This window comes from Streptomyces sp. NPDC058335 (assembly GCF_042723915.1).
In the GTDB taxonomy this organism is placed as follows: domain Bacteria; phylum Actinomycetota; class Actinomycetes; order Streptomycetales; family Streptomycetaceae; genus Streptomyces.
In genome coordinates this window covers 193874-216062 of record NZ_JBHXHX010000012.1, presented here as the reverse complement: position 1 = coordinate 216062, position 22189 = coordinate 193874, and the positions used below count along the sequence as shown (strand labels likewise).

20 protein-coding genes are annotated in these 22189 nt (G+C 73.0%); 15 read left to right on the top strand and 5 right to left on the bottom strand.

Going from position 1 to position 22189, the window contains the following annotated elements; translation table 11 throughout:
* Nucleotides 1-38 precede the first annotated feature (38 nt).
* The 4 genes from ACFWJX_RS24485 (at nucleotide 39) to kynU (ending at nucleotide 4767) form a co-directional block, all read left to right on the top strand.
* Nucleotides 39-1538, top strand: a complete 1500-nt coding sequence (locus tag ACFWJX_RS24485; RefSeq protein WP_383246900.1) for an MFS transporter — start codon at nucleotides 39-41, stop codon at nucleotides 1536-1538.
* 621 nt (nucleotides 1539-2159) lie between these two features.
* Nucleotides 2160-2573 (top strand): DUF3151 domain-containing protein, encoded by a 414-nt coding sequence (locus ACFWJX_RS24480; RefSeq protein WP_383246897.1) that lies wholly within the window; start codon nucleotides 2160-2162, stop codon nucleotides 2571-2573.
* Nucleotides 2574-2756: 183 nt separating this feature from the next.
* Nucleotides 2757-3587 carry a tryptophan 2,3-dioxygenase family protein gene (locus ACFWJX_RS24475; protein ID WP_383246894.1) on the top strand — a complete coding sequence of 277 codons (831 nt, stop codon included), beginning with the start codon at nucleotides 2757-2759 and terminating at the stop codon, nucleotides 3585-3587.
* Nucleotides 3580-4767 (top strand): kynureninase, encoded by a 1188-nt coding sequence (gene kynU / locus ACFWJX_RS24470; RefSeq protein ID WP_383246891.1) that lies wholly within the window; start codon nucleotides 3580-3582, stop codon nucleotides 4765-4767. The genes ACFWJX_RS24475 and kynU overlap by 8 nt, the downstream gene beginning before the upstream one ends.
* Nucleotides 4768-4806: 39 nt before the next feature.
* On the opposite strand, the gene ACFWJX_RS24465 is transcribed toward kynU, so the two are convergent.
* Nucleotides 4807-5415 (bottom strand): TetR/AcrR family transcriptional regulator, encoded by a 609-nt coding sequence (locus tag ACFWJX_RS24465; RefSeq protein ID WP_383246888.1) that lies wholly within the window; start codon nucleotides 5413-5415, stop codon nucleotides 4807-4809.
* 208 nt (nucleotides 5416-5623) lie between these two features.
* On the opposite strand from ACFWJX_RS24465, the gene ACFWJX_RS24460 reads away from it, so the two are divergent.
* The 8 genes from ACFWJX_RS24460 to ACFWJX_RS24425 all read left to right on the top strand — a co-directional run bounded on the left by ACFWJX_RS24460 (nucleotide 5624) and on the right by ACFWJX_RS24425 (nucleotide 14812).
* On the top strand, nucleotides 5624-6511 hold the full coding sequence (locus tag ACFWJX_RS24460; protein ID WP_383246885.1) for an alpha/beta hydrolase: 888 nt from the start codon (nucleotides 5624-5626) through the stop codon (nucleotides 6509-6511).
* Between the two features lie 535 nt (nucleotides 6512-7046).
* On the top strand, nucleotides 7047-7883 hold the full coding sequence (locus tag ACFWJX_RS24455; protein ID WP_383246883.1) for an alpha/beta hydrolase: 837 nt from the start codon (nucleotides 7047-7049) through the stop codon (nucleotides 7881-7883).
* Entirely contained in the window at nucleotides 7876-9123 is a 1248-nt protein-coding gene (locus tag ACFWJX_RS24450; protein ID WP_383246880.1) for an acyltransferase, read from the top strand. The genes ACFWJX_RS24455 and ACFWJX_RS24450 overlap by 8 nt, the downstream gene beginning before the upstream one ends.
* 10 nt (nucleotides 9124-9133) lie before the next feature.
* Complete coding sequence (locus ACFWJX_RS24445) at nucleotides 9134-10558, top strand: sensor histidine kinase (protein WP_383246877.1); 1425 nt, start codon at nucleotides 9134-9136, stop codon at nucleotides 10556-10558.
* Nucleotides 10555-11229: a response regulator gene (locus ACFWJX_RS24440; protein WP_383246874.1), complete on the top strand. Its 675-nt coding sequence runs from the start codon at nucleotides 10555-10557 to the stop codon at nucleotides 11227-11229. Before ACFWJX_RS24445 ends, ACFWJX_RS24440 begins: the two co-directional genes overlap by 4 nt.
* Nucleotides 11230-11462: 233 nt before the next feature.
* Nucleotides 11463-12830, top strand: a complete 1368-nt coding sequence (locus ACFWJX_RS24435; protein ID WP_383246871.1) for a histidine kinase — start codon at nucleotides 11463-11465, stop codon at nucleotides 12828-12830.
* On the top strand, nucleotides 12827-13492 hold the full coding sequence (locus tag ACFWJX_RS24430) for a response regulator (protein ID WP_383246868.1): 666 nt from the start codon (nucleotides 12827-12829) through the stop codon (nucleotides 13490-13492). The genes ACFWJX_RS24435 and ACFWJX_RS24430 overlap by 4 nt, the downstream gene beginning before the upstream one ends.
* A gap of 99 nt (nucleotides 13493-13591) precedes the next feature.
* Nucleotides 13592-14812, top strand: a complete 1221-nt coding sequence (locus tag ACFWJX_RS24425; protein WP_383246865.1) for a cytochrome P450 — start codon at nucleotides 13592-13594, stop codon at nucleotides 14810-14812.
* Between the two features lie 25 nt (nucleotides 14813-14837).
* Here ACFWJX_RS24425 and ACFWJX_RS24420 read toward each other — a convergent pair whose 3' ends face one another.
* Both ACFWJX_RS24420 and ACFWJX_RS24415 read right to left on the bottom strand, forming a co-directional pair.
* Complete coding sequence (locus tag ACFWJX_RS24420) at nucleotides 14838-16418, bottom strand: ABC transporter permease (protein ID WP_383246862.1); 1581 nt, start codon at nucleotides 16416-16418, stop codon at nucleotides 14838-14840.
* On the bottom strand, nucleotides 16415-17380 hold the full coding sequence (locus ACFWJX_RS24415) for an ATP-binding cassette domain-containing protein (protein ID WP_383246859.1): 966 nt from the start codon (nucleotides 17378-17380) through the stop codon (nucleotides 16415-16417). The genes ACFWJX_RS24420 and ACFWJX_RS24415 overlap by 4 nt, the downstream gene beginning before the upstream one ends.
* A 73-nt stretch (nucleotides 17381-17453) precedes the next feature.
* Between ACFWJX_RS24415 and ACFWJX_RS24410 the strand changes: the two genes are divergently transcribed.
* A complete protein-coding gene (locus tag ACFWJX_RS24410) occupies nucleotides 17454-17963 on the top strand; it encodes a GbsR/MarR family transcriptional regulator (RefSeq protein ID WP_383246857.1) in 510 nt (169 codons plus the stop codon).
* A gap of 10 nt (nucleotides 17964-17973) precedes the next feature.
* Here the strand turns inward: ACFWJX_RS24410 and ACFWJX_RS24405 are convergent, their stop codons facing one another.
* On the bottom strand, nucleotides 17974-19485 hold the full coding sequence (locus tag ACFWJX_RS24405) for an APC family permease (protein WP_383246854.1): 1512 nt from the start codon (nucleotides 19483-19485) through the stop codon (nucleotides 17974-17976).
* A gap of 192 nt (nucleotides 19486-19677) precedes the next feature.
* On the opposite strand from ACFWJX_RS24405, the gene ACFWJX_RS24400 reads away from it, so the two are divergent.
* Nucleotides 19678-21066: an ethanolamine ammonia-lyase subunit EutB gene (locus tag ACFWJX_RS24400; RefSeq protein ID WP_383246851.1), complete on the top strand. Its 1389-nt coding sequence runs from the start codon at nucleotides 19678-19680 to the stop codon at nucleotides 21064-21066.
* Entirely contained in the window at nucleotides 21063-21833 is a 771-nt protein-coding gene (gene eutC, locus ACFWJX_RS24395; RefSeq protein WP_383246848.1) for an ethanolamine ammonia-lyase subunit EutC, read from the top strand. The genes ACFWJX_RS24400 and eutC overlap by 4 nt, the downstream gene beginning before the upstream one ends.
* A gap of 9 nt (nucleotides 21834-21842) precedes the next feature.
* On the opposite strand, the gene ACFWJX_RS24390 is transcribed toward eutC, so the two are convergent.
* On the bottom strand, nucleotides 21843-22091 hold the full coding sequence (locus ACFWJX_RS24390; protein WP_383246846.1) for a DUF6086 family protein: 249 nt from the start codon (nucleotides 22089-22091) through the stop codon (nucleotides 21843-21845).
* Nucleotides 22092-22189 lie beyond the last annotated feature (98 nt).

Below are 22189 nucleotides of genomic sequence, written 5' to 3'. Positions count from 1 at the left end.
CGGTGCTTCGGCGCCGGGCTCGCTGTATACCTGGGACCATGTCCGACGTCCGGCTGGCCTCGCCGCAGGGCAGGTGGGTCCTGTTCACCACGGTTCTCGGTTCCAGCATGGCCATGCTGGACTCGACCGTCGTCAACATCGCCCTGCCCCGCATCGGCCGCGACCTGGACGCCGACCTCGCCGCCCTCCAGTGGACCGCCAACGCCTACCTGGTCACGCTGGCCGGGCTGATCCTGCTGGGCGGCTCGCTCGGCGACCGCTACGGCCGGCGCAAGGTCTTCGTGGTGGGCGTGGTCTGGTTCGCCGTGGCCTCCCTGCTGTGCGGGCTCGCTCCGAACGCGGGCGTGCTGATCGCCGCCCGCGCCCTCCAGGGCATCGGCGGTGCCCTCCTCACCCCCGGCTCGCTGGCCATCATCCAGGCCTCCTTCCACCGCGACGACCGGGGCCGGGCCGTGGGCCTGTGGTCGGGCTTCGGGGGCGTCGGCGCGGCCGTGGGGCCCTTCCTGGGCGGCTGGCTGGTGGACGGCCCCGGCTGGCGCTGGGTGTACCTGCTCAACGTGCCCCTCGCCCTGCTGTGCGTCCCGGTCGCGCTGCGGCACGTCCCCGAGTCGGGCGACGGGAAGACCCACGGCCGCTTCGACGTCCTGGGCGCGGTGCTCGGCGCCGTCGCCCTCGCCCTCGTGACGTACGCGCTGATCGAGGCGGGCGAGGGGTCCGTGGTCGTGGCGGTGACGGCGGTGGCCGGCCTCGCACTCGCCGTGGCCTTCGTGTACGTCGAGCGGCGTCGCCCCGACCCGATGATGCCGCCCGGCATCTTCGCGTCCCGCCAGTTCACGGCCGTCAACCTGGTCACCCTGTGCGTGTACGCGGCCCTCGGCGGCTTCTTCTTCCTGTCCGCCGTCCAGCTGCAGGTCGTGTCCGGCTACTCCGCCCTCGGCGCCGGTACGGCCCTCCTGCCGACGACCGTCCTCATGCTGCTGCTCTCCGCCCGCTCGGGCCGGCTGGCCGAGCAGATCGGCCCCCGCGTCCCGCTCACCGTCGGCCCCCTGCTGGCCGCGGCGGGGATGCTGCTGATGCTCCGGGTCGGCCCCGACGCCTCCTACGCCGCCGACGTCCTGCCCGCCGTCCTGGCCCTCGGCCTCGGCCTGGTCACCCTGGTCGCCCCGCTGACGGCGACCGTCCTGGCCTCGGTCGACGTCTCCCGGGCGGGCCTGGCCAGCGGTATCAACAACGCGGCGGCACGGGCGGCGGGCCTCGTCGCGGTGGCCGCGCTGCCCCTGCTGACCGGGATGGGCGCGGAGGCGTACCGCTCGGCCGCCGCCTTCGACGACGCGTTCGGGCGGGCGATGTGGCTGTGCGCGGGCATGCTGGTCGTCGGCTCGGTGATCGCGTTCGCGACCGTACGCCGCCCGGCACCGGGCTGCCGCCGCCCCGAGTGCAGGACGCACGGGGCTGTGCTGGCGCCGCCGCTGGAGGGTGAGCGGGCGGGCGGCCGGCTCTCGGTGGGGCCTGGTGACTCGGGGGCGCCGGGGGGCTGAGGGCGGGGCGCGCGGGCCTTAGGGGGTGCGCGCGGGTCTGAGGGGCGTGCGGGGGTCTGGAGGGGGCGCGGGTCCGGGGGGCGCGGGGGTGCGCGCGGGTCTGAGGGCGTGCGGGGGTGGGGGGCTGAGGGGGTGCGCGGGCGGGCGCTGGGGTGGTGGTACGGCGCGAGGGCCTGGGGATGAGGGTGCTCGGGCCTGCGGGATCCCGTCCTGAGCGGCTCCCGTCGGGGATGTCGGCGGGACTGCTCGGCGGAGGTGGATCTGGGGCGCGTCTGTGTCCGTCCGGGTGGGGTGCATGCGGGGCGGCGCGTCTGTGTCTGTCCGGGGGGTGCGGGGCGGCGCGTGCCTGCCTGGATGGGGTGCGGGGTGGTCCCGACCTGGGACGGCGCGCGGGGGTGCCGTCGGGAACGTGGGTGGGGCTTGTTCGAGCCGGGCTGATCCGGGTGGATCTAGGCAGGTCCGGATGTATCCGGGCGGGTTCGCGCCCTCGAGCGGGTGTGGGGCACCGGTGCCGGGCGGCGTACGGTTGCTCCGGCCGTGACGGGGTCCGGGCGGTCGTACCAGGGGCGGTCGCGGCGACCCCGTCGGCGCAAATCCCGGAGGGTCCCCCAGACTGGACCCATGTCCATTCACGAAAACCTTCTCGGGGGACCGCCCCCGACCCACCTCCCCGACGACCCCGAGCCCCGCGAGCTGCTCGCGGCCGGAACGGCACCCGCCGACGTCGCCGCGAAGTACCCCACGTCCTCCCTGGCCTGGGCCCAGCTCGCCGACGACGCGTTCGAACGCGGCAGCGTCGTGGAGTCGTACGCCTACGCCCGTACGGGCTACCACCGAGGCCTGGACAGCCTGCGCCGCAGCGGCTGGAAGGGCCACGGCCCGGTGCCGTGGGAGCACGAGCCGAACCGCGGCTTCCTGCGCGCCCTGCACGCCCTCGCCCGCGCCGCGGGATCGATCGGCGAGCAGGAGGAGTACGAGCGCTGCACGCAGTTCCTGAAGGACTCCTCGCCGACGGCGGCCCAGACGCTGGGCTAGACGCGGGTGGGTCCCCGGCCGGTACCCGGCTAGTACTTTCGAGGTACGGGCCCGCCCGATGTGATCGGGCGGGCCTTGCACTTTCGGGTGACGATTGCGGAGGATGCCCCTAGGGGACCGGGGCCCCCGTGTCGGTAACGGCAGGGGCGGACCGCTACCCGGAGTACATATCAGGAGACAGCGATGTCCCATGAGGCTCACGAGCCCGAGACCCCGCATCTCGACTTCGCAGGCACGACGCCGTACGAGGACTACGTCAAGGCGGACGTGCTCACCCACCTCCAGCACACCCTCTCCGACGATCCCGGAGAGATGGTCTTCCTGGTCACGACCCAGGTCATGGAGCTGTGGTTCACGGTCATCGTCCACGAGTGGGAGACCGCGGCCGGTGCCCTGCGCCGGGACGACGTGCCGACGGCCGTCGCCGCGCTGAAGCGTTCCGTGCGCGAGCTGGAGGCGCTGAACGCCTCCTGGAAGCCGCTCGGACAGCTCACGCCGGCCCAGTTCAACTCGTACCGCAGCGCGCTGGGCGAGGGCTCCGGCTTCCAGTCCGCGATGTACCGCCGCATGGAGTTCCTGCTCGGCGACAAGTCCGCGTCGATGCTGGTCCCGCACCGCGGCGCCCCGCGCGTCCACGCCGAGCTGGAGAAGGCGCTGCACGAGCCGAGTCTCTACGACGAGGTCCTGCGGCTGCTCGCCCGGCGCGGGCATGCCGTCCCGGAGGCCGTGCTGACGCGTGACGTCGCGCGGCGCTACGAGCCGTCGCCGGAGGTGGAGGCGGTGTGGACCGCCCTCTACGCGGGCGACGAGTCCGACGAACTCGCCCGGCTCGGCGAGGCGTTGACCGACGTCGCCGAGCTGGTGTGGCGATGGCGCAACGACCACCTCGTCGCCACCCGCCGCGCGATGGGCGCGAAGACCGGCACGGGCGGTTCGGCCGGGGTGGCCTGGCTGGAGAAGCGCGCGCAGAAGAACGTCTTCCCCGAGCTGTGGACGGCGCGCTCCCATGTCTGACCTCTCCCTCGTAGCCCGGGAACTGGACTCCGCCGACGAACTGGCCGACAAGCGCAAGGAGTTCGTCCTCGACGAGGTCGTCTACCTCGACGGCAACTCGCTCGGCGCACTGCCCGTGTCCGTCCCCGGACGGCTGGACGACGTCGTCCGCCGCCAGTGGGGCGAGCTGCGCATCCGCTCCTGGGACGAGAGCGGCTGGTGGACCGCGCCCGAGCGGATCGGCGACCGGATCGCCCCGCTGGTGGGCGCGGGTCCCGGCCAGATCGTCGTGGGCGACTCCACAAGCGTCAACGTCCTCAAGGCGGTCGTGGGCGCGGTACGGCTGACCGGGGAGGAGCGGGACGAGATCCTCGTCGACGCGACCACCTTCCCCACGGACGGCTACATCGCCGAGTCGGCGGCCCGGCTGACCGGCCGTACGCTGCGGCCGGTGACCCCGGCGGAGGTGCCGGCGGCGCTGTCGGACCGTACGGCCGCGGTGCTGCTCAACCACGTCGACTACCGCACCGGGCGGCTGCACGACCTGCCCGGCCTCACCGCCGCCGTCCACGCGGCGGGCGCGATCGCCGTCTGGGACCTGTGCCACAGCGCGGGCGCGCTGCCGGTGGGCCTCGACGAGCACGGCGTGGACCTGGCGGTCGGCTGCACCTACAAGTACCTGAACGGCGGCCCGGGTTCACCGGCGTACCTGTACGTACGACGGGACCACCAGGACCGCTTCGACTCCCCGTTGCCCGGCTGGAACTCGCACGCCGAGCCGTTCGGCATGCGGCCCTCCTACGAGCCCGCCCCGGGCGCCCTGCGCGGGCGCGTCGGCACCCCGGACATCCTGTCGATGTCCGCCCTGGAGGCGGCGCTGGAGGTCTGGGAGGGCGTCTCGATCGACACCGTCCGCGCCAAGTCCCTCGCCCTGACGGACTTCTTCCTCGAGTGCGTCGCCGCTTACGTCCCGGACGGCAAGGTGGAGTCCCTCACCCCGCTCCCCCACGACGAGCGCGGCAGTCAGATCGCCCTGCGCTGCGAGGCCGCGGGCGAGGTCATGTGCCGCCTGATCGAACGGGGCGTCGTGGGCGACTTCCGCCGCCCGGACGTACTCCGCTTCGGCTTCACCCCGCTGTACGTCGGATTCGGGGACGTGGAACGGGCGGGGAGGGTGCTGGGGGAGGTGCTCGCCGCCTAGCTGCGGAGCCTGGCTGCGGAGAGTCGTGCCGCACGCAGGTCACGCAGTACGGACGTAGACCCCCGCCACGGCAGCGGCATGCGCGGCCCGCGCGGCCCGCTCCGCGGCGGGGCCGTCCGGCACCACCCCGGCTGTCAGCCACTCGTAATACAGCGGTGCCGACACCGCCCGCACCACCGCCCTCGCATCGGTACCCCTCGGCAACTCGCCCCGAGCCACTCCCTGTTCCACACAGGGCGCCCACTCGGCGACCCGCACCTCGTAGAACCGCCGCAACGCCTCCGCCGTACGCGCGTCACAGGCCGCCGCCGCGATCACCGCACGGAACAACGCGCCCTGCCGCACATCGGCCAGCGTCCGCTGCACAAGCCCCGCGTTGGCGAGCAGGTCGCTCAGCACGGCCCCCGTCTCCTCGCGGGGCGACGAGGTCTCCGCCATGTCGGCGAGGAGATCGGCGACCAGCCCCGTCACGGAGCCCCACCGCCGGTACACGGTCGTCTTGCCGACCTCCGCCCGCCGCGCGACATCCGCGAGGTCGAGCCGGTCGAACCCCTCCTCGACCAGGACGTCCCCGGCCGCCCGCAGCACGGCGGCACGCACACGTGCGGTACGTCCCCCGGGACGCACAGTGCCGGGCTCTGCGGACATAACGGCCTCCTTGGTGCACGTACGGGCGACATCCCGTCCCGGACGTCAGCGTAACGAAACAGCAGAACCGTTTAACCCTTACCGAGCGTGACATCCGCGTGTCCGCGCACGTCACGGGCCTGATACCGTCCCCGCCAGCGGCCGAGTCCCCACCGGGTCCGCCAGAACCGTTCCGTCCAATTCCGTTTTGTCGCTGAGAGGTTGGAGCATGCCGGACGACGTCGTCGCAGCCCGGGCCGCCGCTGAAGAAGAGTCCGCCTTCTCGCATCCGGCGGTCGAGCCCGACGCCACCGCCGCCTACGGCGACCATCCCGACCAGCTGATCGACTTCTACGCCCCGCGCGGCGCGACCGGCCCCGTGCCGCTGGTGGTGGTGCTGCACGGAGGGGCCTGGCGGGCACCGTACGACCGCCGGCACGTCACGCCGTTCGCGGGCTTCCTGGCCCGGCGGGGCTTCGCCGTGGCCAACGTGGAGTACCGGCGGGGCGCGACTGTCGGGGATGGGAATGGGTCCGGGGATGGGTCGGCGCCGGTCGCGGGCCGTTGGCCCGACACCTTCGACGACATCGCCGCCGCGCTGGACGCACTGCCCGCCCTCGTACGGGAGACCCTGCCGCAGGCGGACGCGCGCCGCACGGTGCTCACCGGACACTCGGCGGGCGGCCACCTCGCGCTGTGGGCCGCGTCCCGGCACGTCCTGCCGGCCGGCGCGCCCTGGCGCGTCGACGGGCCGCCCCCGCTGCGCGGCGTGGTCGCCCTGGCGCCGATCGCCGACTTCGAGGTGGCGGAGAAGCTGGCCGTGTGCGGCGGTGCCGCTCGTCAACTCCTGGGAGGTGACGCCTACTTCGGCGAACGTCGGCCGTACGCCGACCCTGCGCTGCTGCTGCCGACGGGCATCGCGACGACTCTGGTCCAGGGCCGCACCGACCTCGTCGTCCCTGAGGCTGTCGCCGAGTCGTACGCGGACGCGGCGGCGAAGGCGGGCGAGGTGGTGGGCCTGACGCTGCTGGAGGATGTCGGCCATTTCCCGCTGATCGACCCGGTGGCGGACGCGTGCGCGGTGGTGGTGGAGGAGATCGCGCAGCTGGCGTGGTGAGGGGTGGGGCCGGCGGCCCGGTGGTGGGCGGCCCGGTGGTGAGGCGTCCCCGTCATACCCCTAGTACCTGAGAGCTACCCCCGAGGACAGCTCCCCGGCGGGACGCGAGTGACGACCACTGATCCGTAACTTCCCTACCAGTGACGCCCGATGGCCGGGCGGACCGGTGGGGGAGGGCGGGGCGATGGGGGTCGGAGCGGGGCGGTCGGCTGAACGGCGGATGGCTGAACGGCGGATGGCTGAACGGTCGTCCGGTGTACGGCGGTTCGGCGTACGCCGGTTCAGTGTGCGCGGATCGGACAGTGAGGCACGGGGAGGGCCGGGCCCTGAGCCTGCGTCGGCCTGTGACGGCTCTACGGCCTGTGACGGCTCTACGGTCCGTGACGGCTCTACGGTCCGTGACGGCTCAACGGTCCGTGTCCGGCGTTGGTTCCGTGCCCTTCTCGCCGTTCTCGTCACCGCGGCCGTCGTCGTTCCTCTGACGGCCGCGGTCGGGCCGCGCATCCCCGCCCCGGCCCCCGCCGGTCTCCCGCCGGTGACGGCGTCGACGCTGGAGGGGGCGTACGCGGCCAACCGGGCCAACGCCGAGCTGGCGGCCCGTATGGCGGCCGGTCACGGGGACCGGCATCGTGCCGCCGCCGACCGGGCGCTCGCGGCGCCGTCCCGCAGACTCCTCTCCTTCGACGGCCGCGGTTCCGGCCGGGCGACCGAGGTCTTCGGCGACCTGGCCCACGCCGACCACGTCGCCGTCGTGGTGCCGGGCTCGGACACCTCGCTGGACACCTACGAGCGCTTCCGTACGGCCGCGGCGGCCCTGTACCGCGGACTCGCCCGGCAGGCCCCGACCGGCACCGGCACCGCGGTGGTCGCGTGGCTCGGCTACACCACTCCGGCGACCGTCAGCACCACCGCGATCACCCCTGAGCGGGCCGACGAAGCCGCCCCGGACCTGCGGGATTTCGTGCGCGGGCTGCGTGGTGTCACCGGCCCGGACTCCCGGATCACCCTCCTGTGCCATTCGTACGGCTCGGTGGTGTGCGGGCGTGCCGCCGACGGTCTGGACGTGGACGACCTGGTCCTGCTCGGCAGTCCGGGCACGGGCGCGGACTCGGCGGCGGACCTGCGCACCCGCGCACGGGTGTGGGCGGCCCGTGGCGGGGGCGACTGGGTGGCGGAGGTCCCGCACACCGACGTCGACCTGCTCGGGACGACGGTCGGCTTCGGCACGGACCCGGTGTCGTCGGCGTTCGGCGCCCGGGTGTTCTCCGCCGGGGACGGCGGCCACAGCGACTACTTCCGACAGGGCTCGGCCTGCCTGGCCAACCTCGTCCGGATCGTCCTCGGCGAGACCTCGGAGGTCACTCATGTCTGACACGACCGCGGTCCGCCCGCTGTGGCGGCGCGTCCTCCCGGCCCGTCCCGGCATACGGCGGGCGGCCGGCCGGCTCGACGCGGCCACCCCGCCCGAGCGGGACCGGGCCGTCGACGCCCTGCGCGCCCTGGCGATTCTCGGCGTCGTCCTCGGCCACTGGCTGGTGACCGCGCTGGTCGCCGACGGCGGCACCCTGCGCGCCGCGAGCCCGCTGGGCTCCATGCCGTGGCTGGCCCCGGTGTCCTGGGCGTTCCAGTCGCTTGCCGTGTTCTTCATGGTGGGCGGCCATGTGGCGACGAGGAGCCATGCCTCGGCCCGCGCGCGGGGTTCGACCTACGGCGGGTGGCTGCGGGTCCGGCTGGCCCGGCTGTTCGCGCCGGTGGCCGCCATGACCGGCCTGTGGACGGTGGCCGCGGTGTGTCTGCTGCTCGGCGGCGCCTCCTTCACCACCGTGCACACGGTGGTGAAGCTGGCGCTGTCCCCGCTGTGGTTCCTGCTGGTGTTCGCGGCGCTCACTGCGGCGACCCCGCTGGTGGCCCGGCTCAACCCCCTGTGGCCGCTGGCCGTCGTCCTCCACGTCGACCTGGTCCGCTTCGGCATGGGCGGCCCGTCCTGGCTCGGCTGGGTGAACCTGGCGGCGGGCTGGCTCGTGCCCTACACGCTGGGCGCGGCCTGGACGCGCGGTGAGCTGGAGCATCGGCGCGCGGGCCGGCTCCTGTGCGGGGGAGGGGCGGTGGCGACGGCGGTCCTGGTCGCCTGGGCGGGCTATCCGGCGTCGATGGTCGGCGTGCCCGGCGCGGCGGTCTCCAACCTCAACCCGCCGACCCTCGCGGCCGTCACCTTCGGCCTGGCCCAGTGCGGCGCGGCCCTGCTGCTGCGCGACCGGCTGCGGCGGGCCATGCGCGGACCGGTGCTCTGGGCGGCGGTGGCCCTGGTGAACCTGTCCGCGATGACGGTGTTCCTGTGGCATCAGACGGCGTTGATGGCGACCACGGCCACCGGTCTCATGGCCGGCCGCCTGCCCGGCCTGCACACCGTGCCCGACGGCCTGGGCTGGGTCGCGGCCCGGCTGCTCTGGCTGCCGGTCTTCGCCGCGGTGCTGGCCGTGTGCTGGGCGGCCTTCCACGGGTTCGAGAGCCGGGGCGGGCGGCGCCCGCGGAAGGGTCCGGCCGGGTCGCGGGTGGTACGGGTCGGGCGGCTGCCGGAGACCTCGGAACTCCGGGAGGCTCGTCGTGCATAAGGTGAGCCGGATGAACGGGGCCGAGGAGCGGGTGCAGCGCGTCCTTCGGGTGCAGCGCGTCCTTCGGGTGCTCCGCGACGACCTGTGGACGATGCGCGCGGCTCCACTGCCGCCCTCGGTGTGGCTGCGCTGGCTGCCGCACGGCCTGGTCTGTCTGGTCGCCGTCGGCACGGCGCTCGCCAGCGCCGACCAACTGGTGGACAACTACCGCTTGGGCGTGCAGTACGGCCTGCTCTGCTCGGTGGCGCAGGGCGTCGGCGTGGTCCTGGCTCTGTGGCGGCCGGTGCCGGCCTGGTGGCTGTCGACCGTGGTGACCGTGGTGGCGGCGCTGGGTGCTCGGCAGGAGATGCTCTCGGACCGGCCGATGGGCACCGAACCGTGGCCGTGGACCGTGTCGGGGATGGTCGCCCAGAGCATGGTGCTCCTCCTGCTGGCGCTCCGGGTGCCCACCCGGGTGTCCGCCGCGGTGCTGGCCGTGACGGTGTTCGTCACCTGGCTCGTCCAAGGAGCCGTCGGCAGCACGGAGTATCAGGCGACCGGTGTGCTCGCGGTGAGCCTCTTCGCCGCGGTCCTCCTCCTCGGCACCGCCCTGCGCGGTCGCCGCGAGGCCCGGCACCAGCTCGTCGAGCAGGCCGGTATCACCGCCGAGGAGCGGGCCCGCCGCACCCTGCTGGAGGAGCGCAACCGCATCGCGCGCGAGCTGCACGACGTGGTCGCCCATCACATGTCGGTGATCTCGATCCAGGCGCAGGTGGCCCCGCACCTGGTGGAGAACCCGTCCGACGAACTGCGGGAGAACCTCGAAGGCATCCGGAAGAACGCCCTGGAGGCGCTCACCGAACTGCGCAGGGTCCTCGGCGTGCTCCGCTCCGAGAACCCCGAGGACCCCTACGGCCTCGGTGCGGCCGGCGGCGAAGGCACCCCGGACGCTCCGCAGCCCACGCTCGACCGGCTCGACGCCCTCATCGACAACACCCGTGCCGCCGGGCTGGACGTCGTGACCCTGGTGCGGGGCAAGGCACCGGCGTATCCGCCGGGCATGCAGCTGTCGGCGTACCGGATCGTGCAGGAGGCGCTGAGCAACGCGCTGCGGCACGCGCCCGGTTCGCAGGTGCGGGTCGAGGTGACCCACGATCGGCGGGGCCTGTCCCTGGAGGTCACCAACTCCCGCCCGCGCGGGCCGGTCCGGTCCTCGCCGGGCGCGGGGCACGGGCTGCTCGGCATGCGGGAGCGAGCCGTGATGCTGGGCGGTCACGTCGCCGCCTACCCGACGCTGCACGGCGGGTTCACCGTCCTGGCGTTCCTCCCGAAGGACGGCGCCGCCCTCCCGCTCACCGAGGACACCGCCCCGCCCGCCGACCTCGAACTGATCTTCCCCGCGCCCCTCCCGAAGCCGCCGACGGCCGAACCCCCGACAGGAGACGAGACCAGATGACGAGCGGCACGATCCGTGTACTGATCGCCGATGACCAGCAGATGGTCCGGCAGGGCTTCACCGTGCTGCTCAACGCCCGGCCGGACATCGAGGTGATCGGACAGGCGGTCGACGGGCTCGACGCCGTCGCGCAGGTCGCGGAGCTGTCCCCGGACGTCGTCCTGATGGACATCCGCATGCCCGAGCTGGGCGGCATCGAGGCCACCCGCCGCATCACCGTCGCCACCCCCGAGATCAAGGTGCTGGTGCTCACCACCTTCGACCTCGACGAGTACGTGTACGAGGCGCTGCGCGCCGGGGCGTCCGGGTTCCTGCTCAAGGACGCCTCCGCCGACCAGCTCGCGGAGGCGGTGCGGGTCGTGGCGGCCGGCGACGCCCTCCTCGCGCCCGGCATCACCCGCAAGCTGATCGCCGAGTTCTCCCGGCTGAACGGCACGCCGCGCGCCCCGCAGAAGGAACGCGTCGGCGACCTCACCGAGCGCGAGACGGAGGTCCTGACCCTCATCGCGCAGGGCCTGTCCAACGCGGAGATCGCCCGCCACCTCGTCGTCGCCGAGCAGACCGTGAAGACGCACGTGGGCCGCATCCTGGTCAAGCTGGGCCTGCGGGACCGCACCCAGGCGGCGGTGTTCGCTTACGAGTCGGGACTGGTGCGGCCCTCCGGGTACTGACCTCCCGGCGAGACCGGCGAGACCGGCGAGACCGGCGAGACCGGTGAGACTGGTGAGACTGGTGAGACCGGTGAGACTGACTGGGACCGGTGAGACCGGCGTCGGGGCCCTGACTCGTGGCCCCGGCCCGCGGTACCGACCCGCAGTCCTGACCCGTAGTACTTCAGACGGACCCGGCGGAACCCCTCTCACTGGTGACGACCGCTACCCGGGTCTCGGCCTACCGTTCTGATGTGACCGAGACGACCCAGACGACCCAGACGCACACCACACCGTCGGACGACCCGTACGCCACCTACCGGCCGCGCAGCCCGGAGATCCGGGCGGCCATGGGCGCCCTGCGGGGGCTGCGGCAGGACCTGTTCGAGGATGCCTTCGCCTACCGCCCGCTACCCCGCCGTGAGCCGAACGGCCGCTTCACCCGTCGGCTGACGGGCCGCAAGCGGGAGTACGCGACCTGGTCGCGGCACGCGCTGGTCGGGGCGGGCGGCGCGCTGGCCGTGCTGGTCTCCCTGGCGGACGGCAGCGGCAGCCTCACGGGCCTGGTGTGCGGCGTGCTGGCCCTGGCCCCGATCCTGCTGACACTGGTCCGCCCGGCGGGTGCGTTCTGGCTGTCGCTGGTGTCGACCACACTCGTCGCCGCCGTCGGCACGGCATGGAGCGACTGGCCGTGGCTGCCGGGCAGCTTCGTCTCCCACCTCGTGGTGCTGACGGTCGTGGCGATACGTACCCGGCCGCGCACGGCGGCCTGGATGTGGCTGCTGACCGCCGCCTATGGCTTCGTCGCCGAGACGGCCTTCAGCTGGGGTCACTACAGCACCAACGTCTCGCCGATGCTGGTCTTCTCCGCGCTCATCCTGCTCGCCGTCACCGTCTGGCACATCCGCCGACAGGCCGAGGAGGAGGTGACCGCCCAGCAGACGGTGACCGCGCACGAGCGTTCCCGGCGCACGCTGCTGGAGGAGCGCACCACGATCGCCCGCGAGCTGCACGACGTGGTGGCCCACCACATGTCGGTCGTCGCCATCCAGGCGGAAGCCGCCCCCTACAGGGTGGAGAACCCGCCGCCGGAGCTGGAGAAGGCGTTCGCGACGATCCGGGAGAACGCGGTCGCGGCCCTGACCGAGCTGCGCCGGGTCCTGGGCGTGGTCCGCGCCGAGGACTACGAGGCCCCGGACACCCCGCAGCCCACGCTCGCCGAGCTGGACGGGCTGCTGGCCAATGTGCGGGAGGCCGGCCTCCCGGCCGAGAAGGTGGTGACCGGCGCGGTGCGGGAACTGCCGCAGGGAGTGGAGCTGTCGGCGTACCGGATCGTGCAGGAGGCCCTGAGCAACACCCTGCGGCACGCGCCCGGTGCGAGCGCCCGCGTGGAGATCGGCTACGTGCTCGGCGGGCTGGGCCTGCGCGTGGTCAACGGCCCGCCGCCGAATCCCGCCCTGGTGAAGCCCTCGCCGGGAGCAGGGCACGGCATCACGGGCATGCGGGAGCGGGTGACCATGCTGAACGGCGAGATGACGGCGGACCCGACGCAGGACGGCGGTTACGAGGTGGCGGTGTTCCTTCCGGTGCCGATGGCCGCCGTGGACGAAGGTGAGGCATGACGATCCGGGTACTGATCGCGGACGACCAGATGATGGTCCGCGAGGGCTTCTCCGTCCTGCTGAACGCGATGCCGGACATCGAGGTCGTCGGCGAGGCGGTCAACGGCCGCGAGGCGGTGGACCGCGTCCGTGAACTGGCTCCCGATGTCGTCCTGATGGACATCCGGATGCCCGAGATGAACGGTATCGAGGCGACGCGGGAGATCGTGGCCGCGGACGGCACGGCGAAGGTGCTGGTCCTCACCACCTTCGACCTCGACGAGTACGTCTACCAGGCACTGCGGGCCGGAGCCTCCGGCTTCCTGCTGAAGGACGCCTCCGCCCGCCAACTCGCCGACGGCGTCCGGATCGTTGCCGCCGGGGAGGCGCTCCTCGCCCCGTCCGTCACCAGACGCCTGATCACCGAGTTCTCCAAACTGAGCGACGGTCCGCGGCTGCCCCGTGGCGCCCAGGCGTCCTACGGCGACCTGACCGAGCGGGAGACGGAGGTCCTGGTCCTCATCGCGCAGGGCCTGTCCAACGCGGAGATAGCCGGGCGTCTGGTGGTGGCGGAGTCCACGATCAAGACGCACGTGAGCAGGATCCTGGTGAAGCTGGGCCTGCGGGACCGCACCCAGGCGGCGGTGTTCGCGTACGAGGCACGGTTGGTGAGGCCGGGGTGAGAAGCCGGACGGCGGCGGCGTAGATCCCCTGGTCACTTGGCCACCCTGGCCACCCTGTCACCCTGGTCAGAGGTGGGGTGGACGGGCTAGCGTCCGGTCATGGCAGCAGTCGACGACCTTCGCTTCGATCCCTGGGACCCGGCGTTCGTGGCCGACCCGTACCCGGCCTACGCCGAGCTGCGGGAGCGGGGCCGGGTGATCCGGTACGAGCCCACCGACCAGTGGCTGGTGCCGCACCACGCGGACGTCTCGGCGCTGCTGCGGGACCGGCGGCTGGGGCGGACCTACCAGCACCGTTTCACCCACGAGGACTTCGGGCGGACGGCGCCCCCGGAGGAGCACGAGCCGTTCCACACGCTCAACGACCACGGGATGCTCGATCTGGAGCCGCCGGACCACACCAGGATCCGGCGTCTGGTGTCGAAGGCGTTCACCCCGCGCACGGTCGAGCGGCTGAAGCCGTATGTGGAGCGGCTGGCCGGTGAGCTGGTGGACGGGATGGTGGCGGCCGGCGGGGGCGATCTGCTGACGGACGTCGCGGAACCGCTGCCGGTGGCGGTGATCGCCGAGATGCTGGGGATCCCGGCGTCGGAGCGGGCCCCGCTCAGGCCCTGGTCGGCGGACATCTGCGGGATGTACGAGCTGAGCCCGTCGGAGGAGACGGCCCGCAGGGCGGTGCGCGCTTCGGTGGAGTTCTCCGAGTATCTGCTGGAGCTGATCGCGGCCCGCCGCAAGGAGCCCGGCGACGACCTGATCTCCGGGCTGATCGCGGCCCACGACGAGGGCGACCGGCTCACCGAGCAGGAGATGATCTCGACGGCCGTGCTCCTGCTCAACGCGGGCCACGAGGCGACGGTGAACGCCACGGTCAACGGCTGGTGGGCGCTGTTCCGCAACCCGGACCAGCTGGCGGCCCTGCGCGCCGACCACTCCCTGGTCCCCTCCGCCGTGGAGGAGCTGATGCGCTACGACACCCCGCTCCAGCTCTTCGAGCGCTGGGTCCTCGACGAGATCGAGATCGACGGCACGGTGATCCCGCGGGGCGCGGAGATCGCGATGCTGTTCGGCTCCGCCAACCACGACCCCGCCGTCTTCACCGCCCCGGACCGGCTGGACCTCACCCGCGGTGAGAACCCGCACATCTCGTTCAGCGCGGGCATCCACTACTGCATCGGCGCCCCTCTCGCCCGCATCGAGCTGGCCGCGTCGATGAGGGCCCTCCTGGAGAAGGCCCCCACTCTGCGCCTGGCGGCGGAGCCCGAGCGCAAGCCGAACTTCGTGATCAGAGGGCTGGAAGGGCTCAGCGTCGAGGTCGGGTAGAAAACCGAGCCTGCCCCCACTCCCCTCACGTCGTCAGGTCCCGCCTGTGCACCCCCGCGACCCCGGCCGCCACCAGCCCCGCCGCCAGCGTGACGAGGGTCAGCACCGGCGCCCACTCCATCCCGCCGCCCGGCAGCTTCGGCAGGTGGCCGAAGGGGGACAGGTCCAGCACCACCTGCGGGAGGTCGAGGGCGGGGCCGATCCAGCCGATCAGCAGGACCGCGCCCGCCACGCCCCACGCGGCCGGGGCCAGCCGCGGGGCGAGGCCGTACAGGAGGACCGTGAGGCCGCCGACGACCCACACCGCCGGGAGCTGGACCAGACAGCCGGCCAGGACCGGGCCGACCTCCTTGCCGTGGCCCACGGCGAAGCCGAGGCCCGCCAGCAGCATGATCAGGGCTGCGCCGCCGAACGCGATCACCAGATGACCGGCGGCCCAGCGCAGTCGGCCGACGGCGTGGGCGAGGACCGGTTCCGCCCGCCCGGAGGTCTCCTCGCCGTGCAGCCGCAGGACCGAGGCGACGATGTAGAGGGCCGCGACGAGGCCGAGCATGCCGATCATCGCGGCGAGGAAGGCGTCGGTGATCGCCGACTGACCGCCCATCCGCTGGAAGATCTCGCGGGCCCGCTCGTTGTCGCCGACCAGGTCGGCCGCGCCCTCCGTCATGCCGCCGTAGACGACCCCGGCGAGGAAGAAGCCGATGCTCCAGCCGAGGACGCTGCCGCGTTGCAGCCGCCAGGCCAGCGCCCCGGCCGTGCGCAGCCGGCCCGTGGCCGGTCCCGGCCGGGTCGGCAGGAAGCTCATGCCGACGTCCCTGCGGCCCGCCAGCGCGTACGCCACCACACCCTGCGTGGCGATCGCCGCCGCGAACAGGGCCAGCACCCACCAGCGTTCGTCCGCGAAGGGCCGTAGGTTCTCCAGCCAGCCGAGCGGGGACAGCCAGGTCAGTGCCGAGGAGCCGTCGTCCGTCGCGGAGTCGCCCGCCGCGCGCAGCACGAACGCGGCGCCCAGCACCCCCGAGGTCAGCCCGCGGGCCAGCCGCGCGCTCTCGGTGAGCTGAGCGACGATCGCCGCCATGGTCGCGAAGAGCATCCCCACGGCCGCGAGCCCCAGCCCGAGGGCCAGCGCCCCGGCCACCCCCTGCCCGGCCAGTCCGGCGGTGACCAGCAGGGCCAGGACCGCGTCGGCGACCGCCGCCGTCAGCAGCGCCGAGGTCAGCGAGGCGCGCCGCCCCACCATGCCGGACGCGATCAGCTCCTGACGGCCGCTCTCCTCCTCGTCACGGGTGTGCCGTACGACGATCAGGATGCTGGTCACGGCCGCGAGGGCACCGGCGTAGACGCCGACCCGCCAGGCGGTGAGGGCGCCCAGGGAGTCGTCGAAGACGGGGCCGACGAGGGCGCGCAGCGAGGAGTTGGTGGCCATCTGCTCCATCAGGCCGGCGCGTTCGCCGGCCGTGCCGTACAGGCCCTTCAGGGTGTTCGGCATGGAGAGGACCATCAGGGCGTTGACGCCCACCCAGAGCGGGATCATGGCCCGGTCGCGGCGCAGCGCGAACCGCAACAGCGTGCCGGTGCCCGCGAGTTGGGGTGCCAGGGTGCTCATCGGACCGCCGTCTCCGCCGCATCGACGGGCTCGGCCCGGTAGTGACGCAGGAACAGCTCCTCCAGCGTGGGCGGCGTCGACGTCAGCGAGCGCACGCCCGTCTCGCTCAGCGACCGCAGGACGGCGTCGAGCCCGTCGGCGTCGACCTGGAGCCGGACCCGGCGGCCCTGTACGTCGAGGTCGTGGACGCCGGGCAGACGGGCCAGCCCGTCGGGCTCGCCGGCGAGTTCGGCGGTGACGCTGGTGCGGGTGAGGTGGCGCAGGTCGGCCAGCGAGCCGGTCTCGACCGTGCGGCCCTGGCGGATGATGCTGACCCGGTCGCAGAGTTCCTCGACCTCGCTGAGGATGTGCGAGGACAGCAGGACCGTACGGCCCCGGTCACGCTCCTCCTCCACGCACCGCCGGAAGACGGCCTCCATCAGCGGGTCCAGGCCCGAGGTCGGCTCGTCCAGGATGAGCAGGTCCACGTCCGAGGCGAACGCGGCGACCAGGGCGACCTTCTGCCGGTTGCCCTTGGAGTAGGTGCGGCCCTTCTTGGTGGGGTCCAGCTCGAAGCGTTCGACCAGTTCCGCGCGGCGCCGGGCGTCCAGACCGCCCGCCCGTCGCCCACCACCACCCTGCCTGACGCGTTTCGCGCGGCCCCCGTCATGCAGCCGGCCGAAGAGGTCGATGACCTCGCCGCCGGACAGGTTCCGCCACAGGGTCACGTCGCCGGGGACGTACGCGATGCGGCGGTGCACCTCCACCGCGTCCCGCCAGGGGTCGCGGCCGAGGATCTGCGCGGCGCCGGAGTCGGCGCGCAGCAGGCCGAGGAGGATGCGGATGGTGGTGGACTTGCCGGAGCCGTTGGGGCCGAGGAAGCCGTGCACCTCGCCCGTCCCGACCTCCAGGTCGAGACCGTCGAGCGCGTGGGTGCGGCCGAAGGACTTGTGCAGTCCGGACACCGTGATGGCCTTCGTCATGCTTCAGAACGTACGCTTACTTCAGAAATTTGTGAAGTTAAGGAAGTGCAGAAAGGCTCGTTAGGATGTGACCATGAGCGAAGCAGCCGGGGCCCGCGTCGAGGGCGGGCGGGACGCGGAGTCCGTGTCGAGGTTCGTCGAGTCCTTCGCCGCGCAGCTGGTCGAGGCGGGCATGCAGCGCATGGCCGCGCGGGTCTTCGCCGCGCTCCTGTCCTCCGACTCGGGCGCGATGACCTCGGCCGAGCTGGGCGAACAGCTGCGGATCAGTCCGGCGGCCGTCTCCGGCGCCGTCCGGTATCTGTCGCAGCAGCACATGGTGGCCCGCGAGCGGGAACCCGGCTCCCGGCGGGAGCGTTACCGGGTGCACAGCGACCAGTGGTACGAGGCCCTCACCAACCGCGAGACGGTCCTCAAGCGGTGGGAGGGCGCCCTGCGCGAAGGTGTCACCAGCCTCGGCGCCGACACCCCCGCGGGCAGCCGGATGGCCGAGACGCTCGCCTTCTTCGAGTTCGTCGAGGGTGAGATCGCGGCCATGATGGAGCGGTGGCGGGTGCACCGCGAGCAGGTCTTCGGCAAGGACTAGGCGGAGACTTTCAGCGTTCCCTGGTCTCCTCCAGCACGGTCCGGCCCAGCAGCGCGTACCGCTCCGGCGAGCGCCGCTTGAGGTACTGGGCGTAGCCGAAGCCCGCCACCGAGATCAGGCCCACGATCCACGGGGTCGCCCGCAGCACCATCGAGTCGGACTCGGGTCCGGCCGCCACGCCCATGTTGGACACCAGCAGCGCGACCACCGCGAGCATCGCGACGCCGCCGAGGAGCGGCGCGGTGAACGTCTTGAACCAGTGCCGGCTCTCGGGGTGGTGCGAGCGGAAGTACGCCAGCACCGCGAACGAGCAGACCGCCTGGACGACGAGGATCGCCATGGTCCCGAGGATGGCGAGGAGGACGTACGTCCCCGTGTACGGGTCCTTGCCGGCGAGCCAGAACGCGCCGAGCAGGACGCCGCTGATCAACGACTGGACCAGGCCGGCGATGTGCGGGGAGCCGTGCCGGGCGTGGGTGCGGCCGACGGTGTCCTTCAGGGAGGGCAGGACGCCCTCCCGGCCGAGGGCGTACATGTAGCGGGCGGCGCAGTTGTGGAAGGCCATGCCGCAGGCCAGCGAGCCGGTGATCATCAGCCACTGCATGACGACGACCGCCCAGTGGCCGACGTACTGCTCGGTCGGGTCGAAGAACAGGGCGAGGGGGTTCGAGGAGGACGCGGCCGCGACGGCCTCCTTCTCGCCGTTGCCGGTGATGGCCATCCAGGAGACCAGGACGTAGAAGACGCCGACGCCGAGGACCGAGACCATCGTCGCCTTGGGGATGATCTTCTTGGGGTCGCGGGACTCCTCGCCGTACATCGCCGTCGACTCGAAGCCGACCCACGACCAGAAGGCGAAGAAGAGGCCGAGGCCGGCGCTCGTGCCCTGGAAGGCGTTGACCGGGTTGACCGGGCCGAAGGTGAAGCCGTCCGGGCCGCCGCCGTGCAGGGCGACCGAGATCGCCATCGCCGCGAGGATCGTCACCTCGGTCGCCAGCAGCACGACGAGCAGTTTCTCGGCGACCGAGACGCCGAACCAGGTGCCCATGGTGTTGACCGCGAGCATCAGCACCGCGAACGCCCACCACGGCACGTCGAGGCCGCTCTGGTCCTTCAGGGTCGTCGTGGCGAACGTCGAGAAGATGCCGATCAGCGCCGGCTCGAACACGACGTAGGCGAAGGTCGCGAGAAGTCCGGAGGCGAGGCCGGCGCTGCGGCCGAGGCCGTGGGAGATGAAGCCGTAGAAGGCGCCGGTGGCGGTGATGTGCTTCGCCATCGAGGTGAAACCGACGGAAAAGATTGCCAGGACGACCATTGCGACGAGGTAGCTCGCCGGGGCGCCGATGCCGTTGCCCGACGACACCATGAAGGGCACGTTGCCCGTCATCGCGGTGATCGGCGCGGCCGTCGCCACCGCCATGAAGACCACGCCCAGCAGGCCCACGGCGTTGGGTTTCAGCCGGTGAACGGTTCCCGGTTCGCTCGTTCTCGCTGCCGGGGCGACGCCCTCGTCCACTGCCATCGGGTGGCCCCTTCCTGACCTCTGCGGATGTCCTGCTGAAGGAGCATGCTGGAGCGCGGATGAGTCGACAAGGGGGCCGCACCGGTTAAATGTTTGTCAACCAGACCTTTGGGAGTCGGGCCGGTCGAACGCTCTTGTTAACTCTGCGCGGAGGCGTGGACCCCTGGCCGGGGCCCTCGTACGGTCGCCCTCATGAGCGTTCACACCGCCACCCTCGGCGGCGAGCGGTACCGCTTCGCCTCCCTCGCCCGCCTCCTCGCCGCCGCGAGCCCCGAACGCTCCGGCGACCGCCTCGCCGGCCTCGCGGCGGACGACGCCCGCCAGCGCGTCGCCGCCCGCTGGGCCCTGGCCGAGGTTCCGCTGGCCGCCTTCCTCACCGAACCCCTGATCCCGTACGAGAGCGACGACGTCACCCGGCTGATCCTGGACACGCACGACCCGGCCGCGTTCGCGCCGGTCGCCGCCCTGACCGTCGGCGAGTTCCGGGAGTGGCTGCTGTCCGAGGCCGCCGACGCGCCGACGCTGGCCGCGCTCGCACCCGGTCTCACGCCCGAGATGGCCGCCGCCGTCTCCAAGCTGATGGGCAACGCCGACCTGGTCGCGGTCGCCCGCAAGGTCCGGGTGGTGACGGCGTTCCGCTCCACGATCGGCCTGCCCGGCCGCCTCGCGACCCGCCTCCAGCCCAACCACCCGACGGACGACCCCGCGGGCGTCGCCGCCGCCCTCCTCGACGGCCTGCTCCTCGGCTCCGGCGACGCGGTGATCGGCATCAACCCGGCCACCGACAGCCCCAAGGCGGTCCGGGACCTGCTCGACCTCCTCGACGGGGTGATCCGGCGCCACGCCATCCCCACCCAGTCCTGCGTGCTCTGCCACGTCACGACGAGCATCGACCTGATGGCGTCCGGCGCCCCCGTCGACCTCGTCTTCCAGTCCGTCGCGGGCACCCAGGCCGCCAACGCCTCCTTCGGCGTGACCCTCGGCCTCCTCGACGAGGCGCACGAGGCCGCGCGGGCGCTCGGCAGGGGCACGGTCGGCCACAACGTCATGTACTTCGAGACCGGCCAGGGCAGCGCCCTCTCCGCCGGTGCCCACCACGGCGTCGACCAGCAGACGGTCGAGGCACGGGCGTACGCCGTGGCCCGCAGGTACCACCCGCTGCTGGTGAACACCGTGGTCGGCTTCATCGGCCCGGAGTACCTCTACGACGGCCGGCAGATCCTGCGGGCCGCCCTGGAGGACCACTTCTGCGGCAAGCTGCTCGGCCTGCCGATGGGCCTGGACATCTGCTACACCAACCACGCGGACGCGGACGACGACGACATCGCCACGATGCTGACGATGCTCGGCGTGGCCGGCGCCTCCTTCGTGATCTGCACGCCCGGCGGGGACGACATCATGCTCAACTACCAGTCGGCCTCGTACCACGACGCGTTGTACCTGCGCGAGGTGCTCGGACTGCGCCCGGCACCGGAGTTCGAAACGTGGCTGGAGTCGATCGGGCTGCTGGACGAGCGGGGCGGCATCCGCGAGGTCACGGGCCATCCGCTGACGGCGATCGGGCGGGGGGCAGCCGCATGACGACCAGTCAGGAAGTCGGTGGGACAGGCGAGTTGTGGTCCGCGTTGCGGCACCGCACCCAGGCCCGGATCGGCCTGGGCCGGGCGGGCTCGGCGCTGCCCACCCGGCACCGCCTGGAACTCCAGGCCGCGCACGCCGCCGCCCGCGACGCGGTCCACTCGCCCTTCGACCCCGACACGGTCGCCGCCCGGCTGCCGGGCCTGCCGGTGATCCGCGTCCGAAGCGCCGCCCCCGACCGCCTCACCTACCTCCAGCGCCCCGACCTCGGCCGCCGCCTCCACCCCACCGACCGCGCGCACCTGCCCGTGGGCGACTGGGACGTGGTGTTCGTGGTCGCCGACGGGCTGTCCAGCCGGGCCGTGCACGAGCACGCGGCGGAGATGGTGCGGGCTACGGCCGCCCGCCTGCCGGACCTGCGGATCGGCCCCGTCGTCCTCGCCGAACAGGCCCGGGTGGCCCTCGGCGACGACATCGCGGCGGCGATGGGCGCGACCGCGGTCGTCGTCCTCGTCGGCGAACGCCCCGGCATGTCGGCGGCCGACTCCCTCGGCGCGTACCTGACCCACCGCCCCCGCCCCGGCACCACCACGGACGCGGACCGCAACTGCCTGTCCAACATCCGCCCTCCGCTGGGCCTCACCTACGAGACGGCGTCCCGAAAACTGGCGTGCCTGCTGACGAGGGCACGGGAGCTGGGGGCGACGGGGGTCGCGCTCAAGGACGTGGAGGGCGGGGAAGTGCGGGGGCCGGGGGAGCTACAGGGGTAGCGAGGGCCGTCAGCGCGCCGTCGAGCCGCGAAAAGCGGCGGAGAGCGCCGGCGCGCGGGCAGCCCACCCTTGCCCCTCGGGCGGGCGTACCTCGATGCCGATCCGGTGGGTGACGGCCGGCAGTGTGGCGATGTACCCCTCGGTGAGCGCGGCGAGTACCGGGTGGGAGGTGCGGTCGTACCGGTCCACCAGGGTCTGGAGGCACGCCTCGAAGACGGCCGGGCCGATCACGCACTCGTCGTTGCGCATCTGGCTCACCCCGCCCTCCCCCGCTCGGACGGTCCGGCAGAGTGACCGGGAGGCTCCTGGTCTCACCGCCCCGGCAGCACCAGCCCGAGCGCCCCCTCCCGCACCAC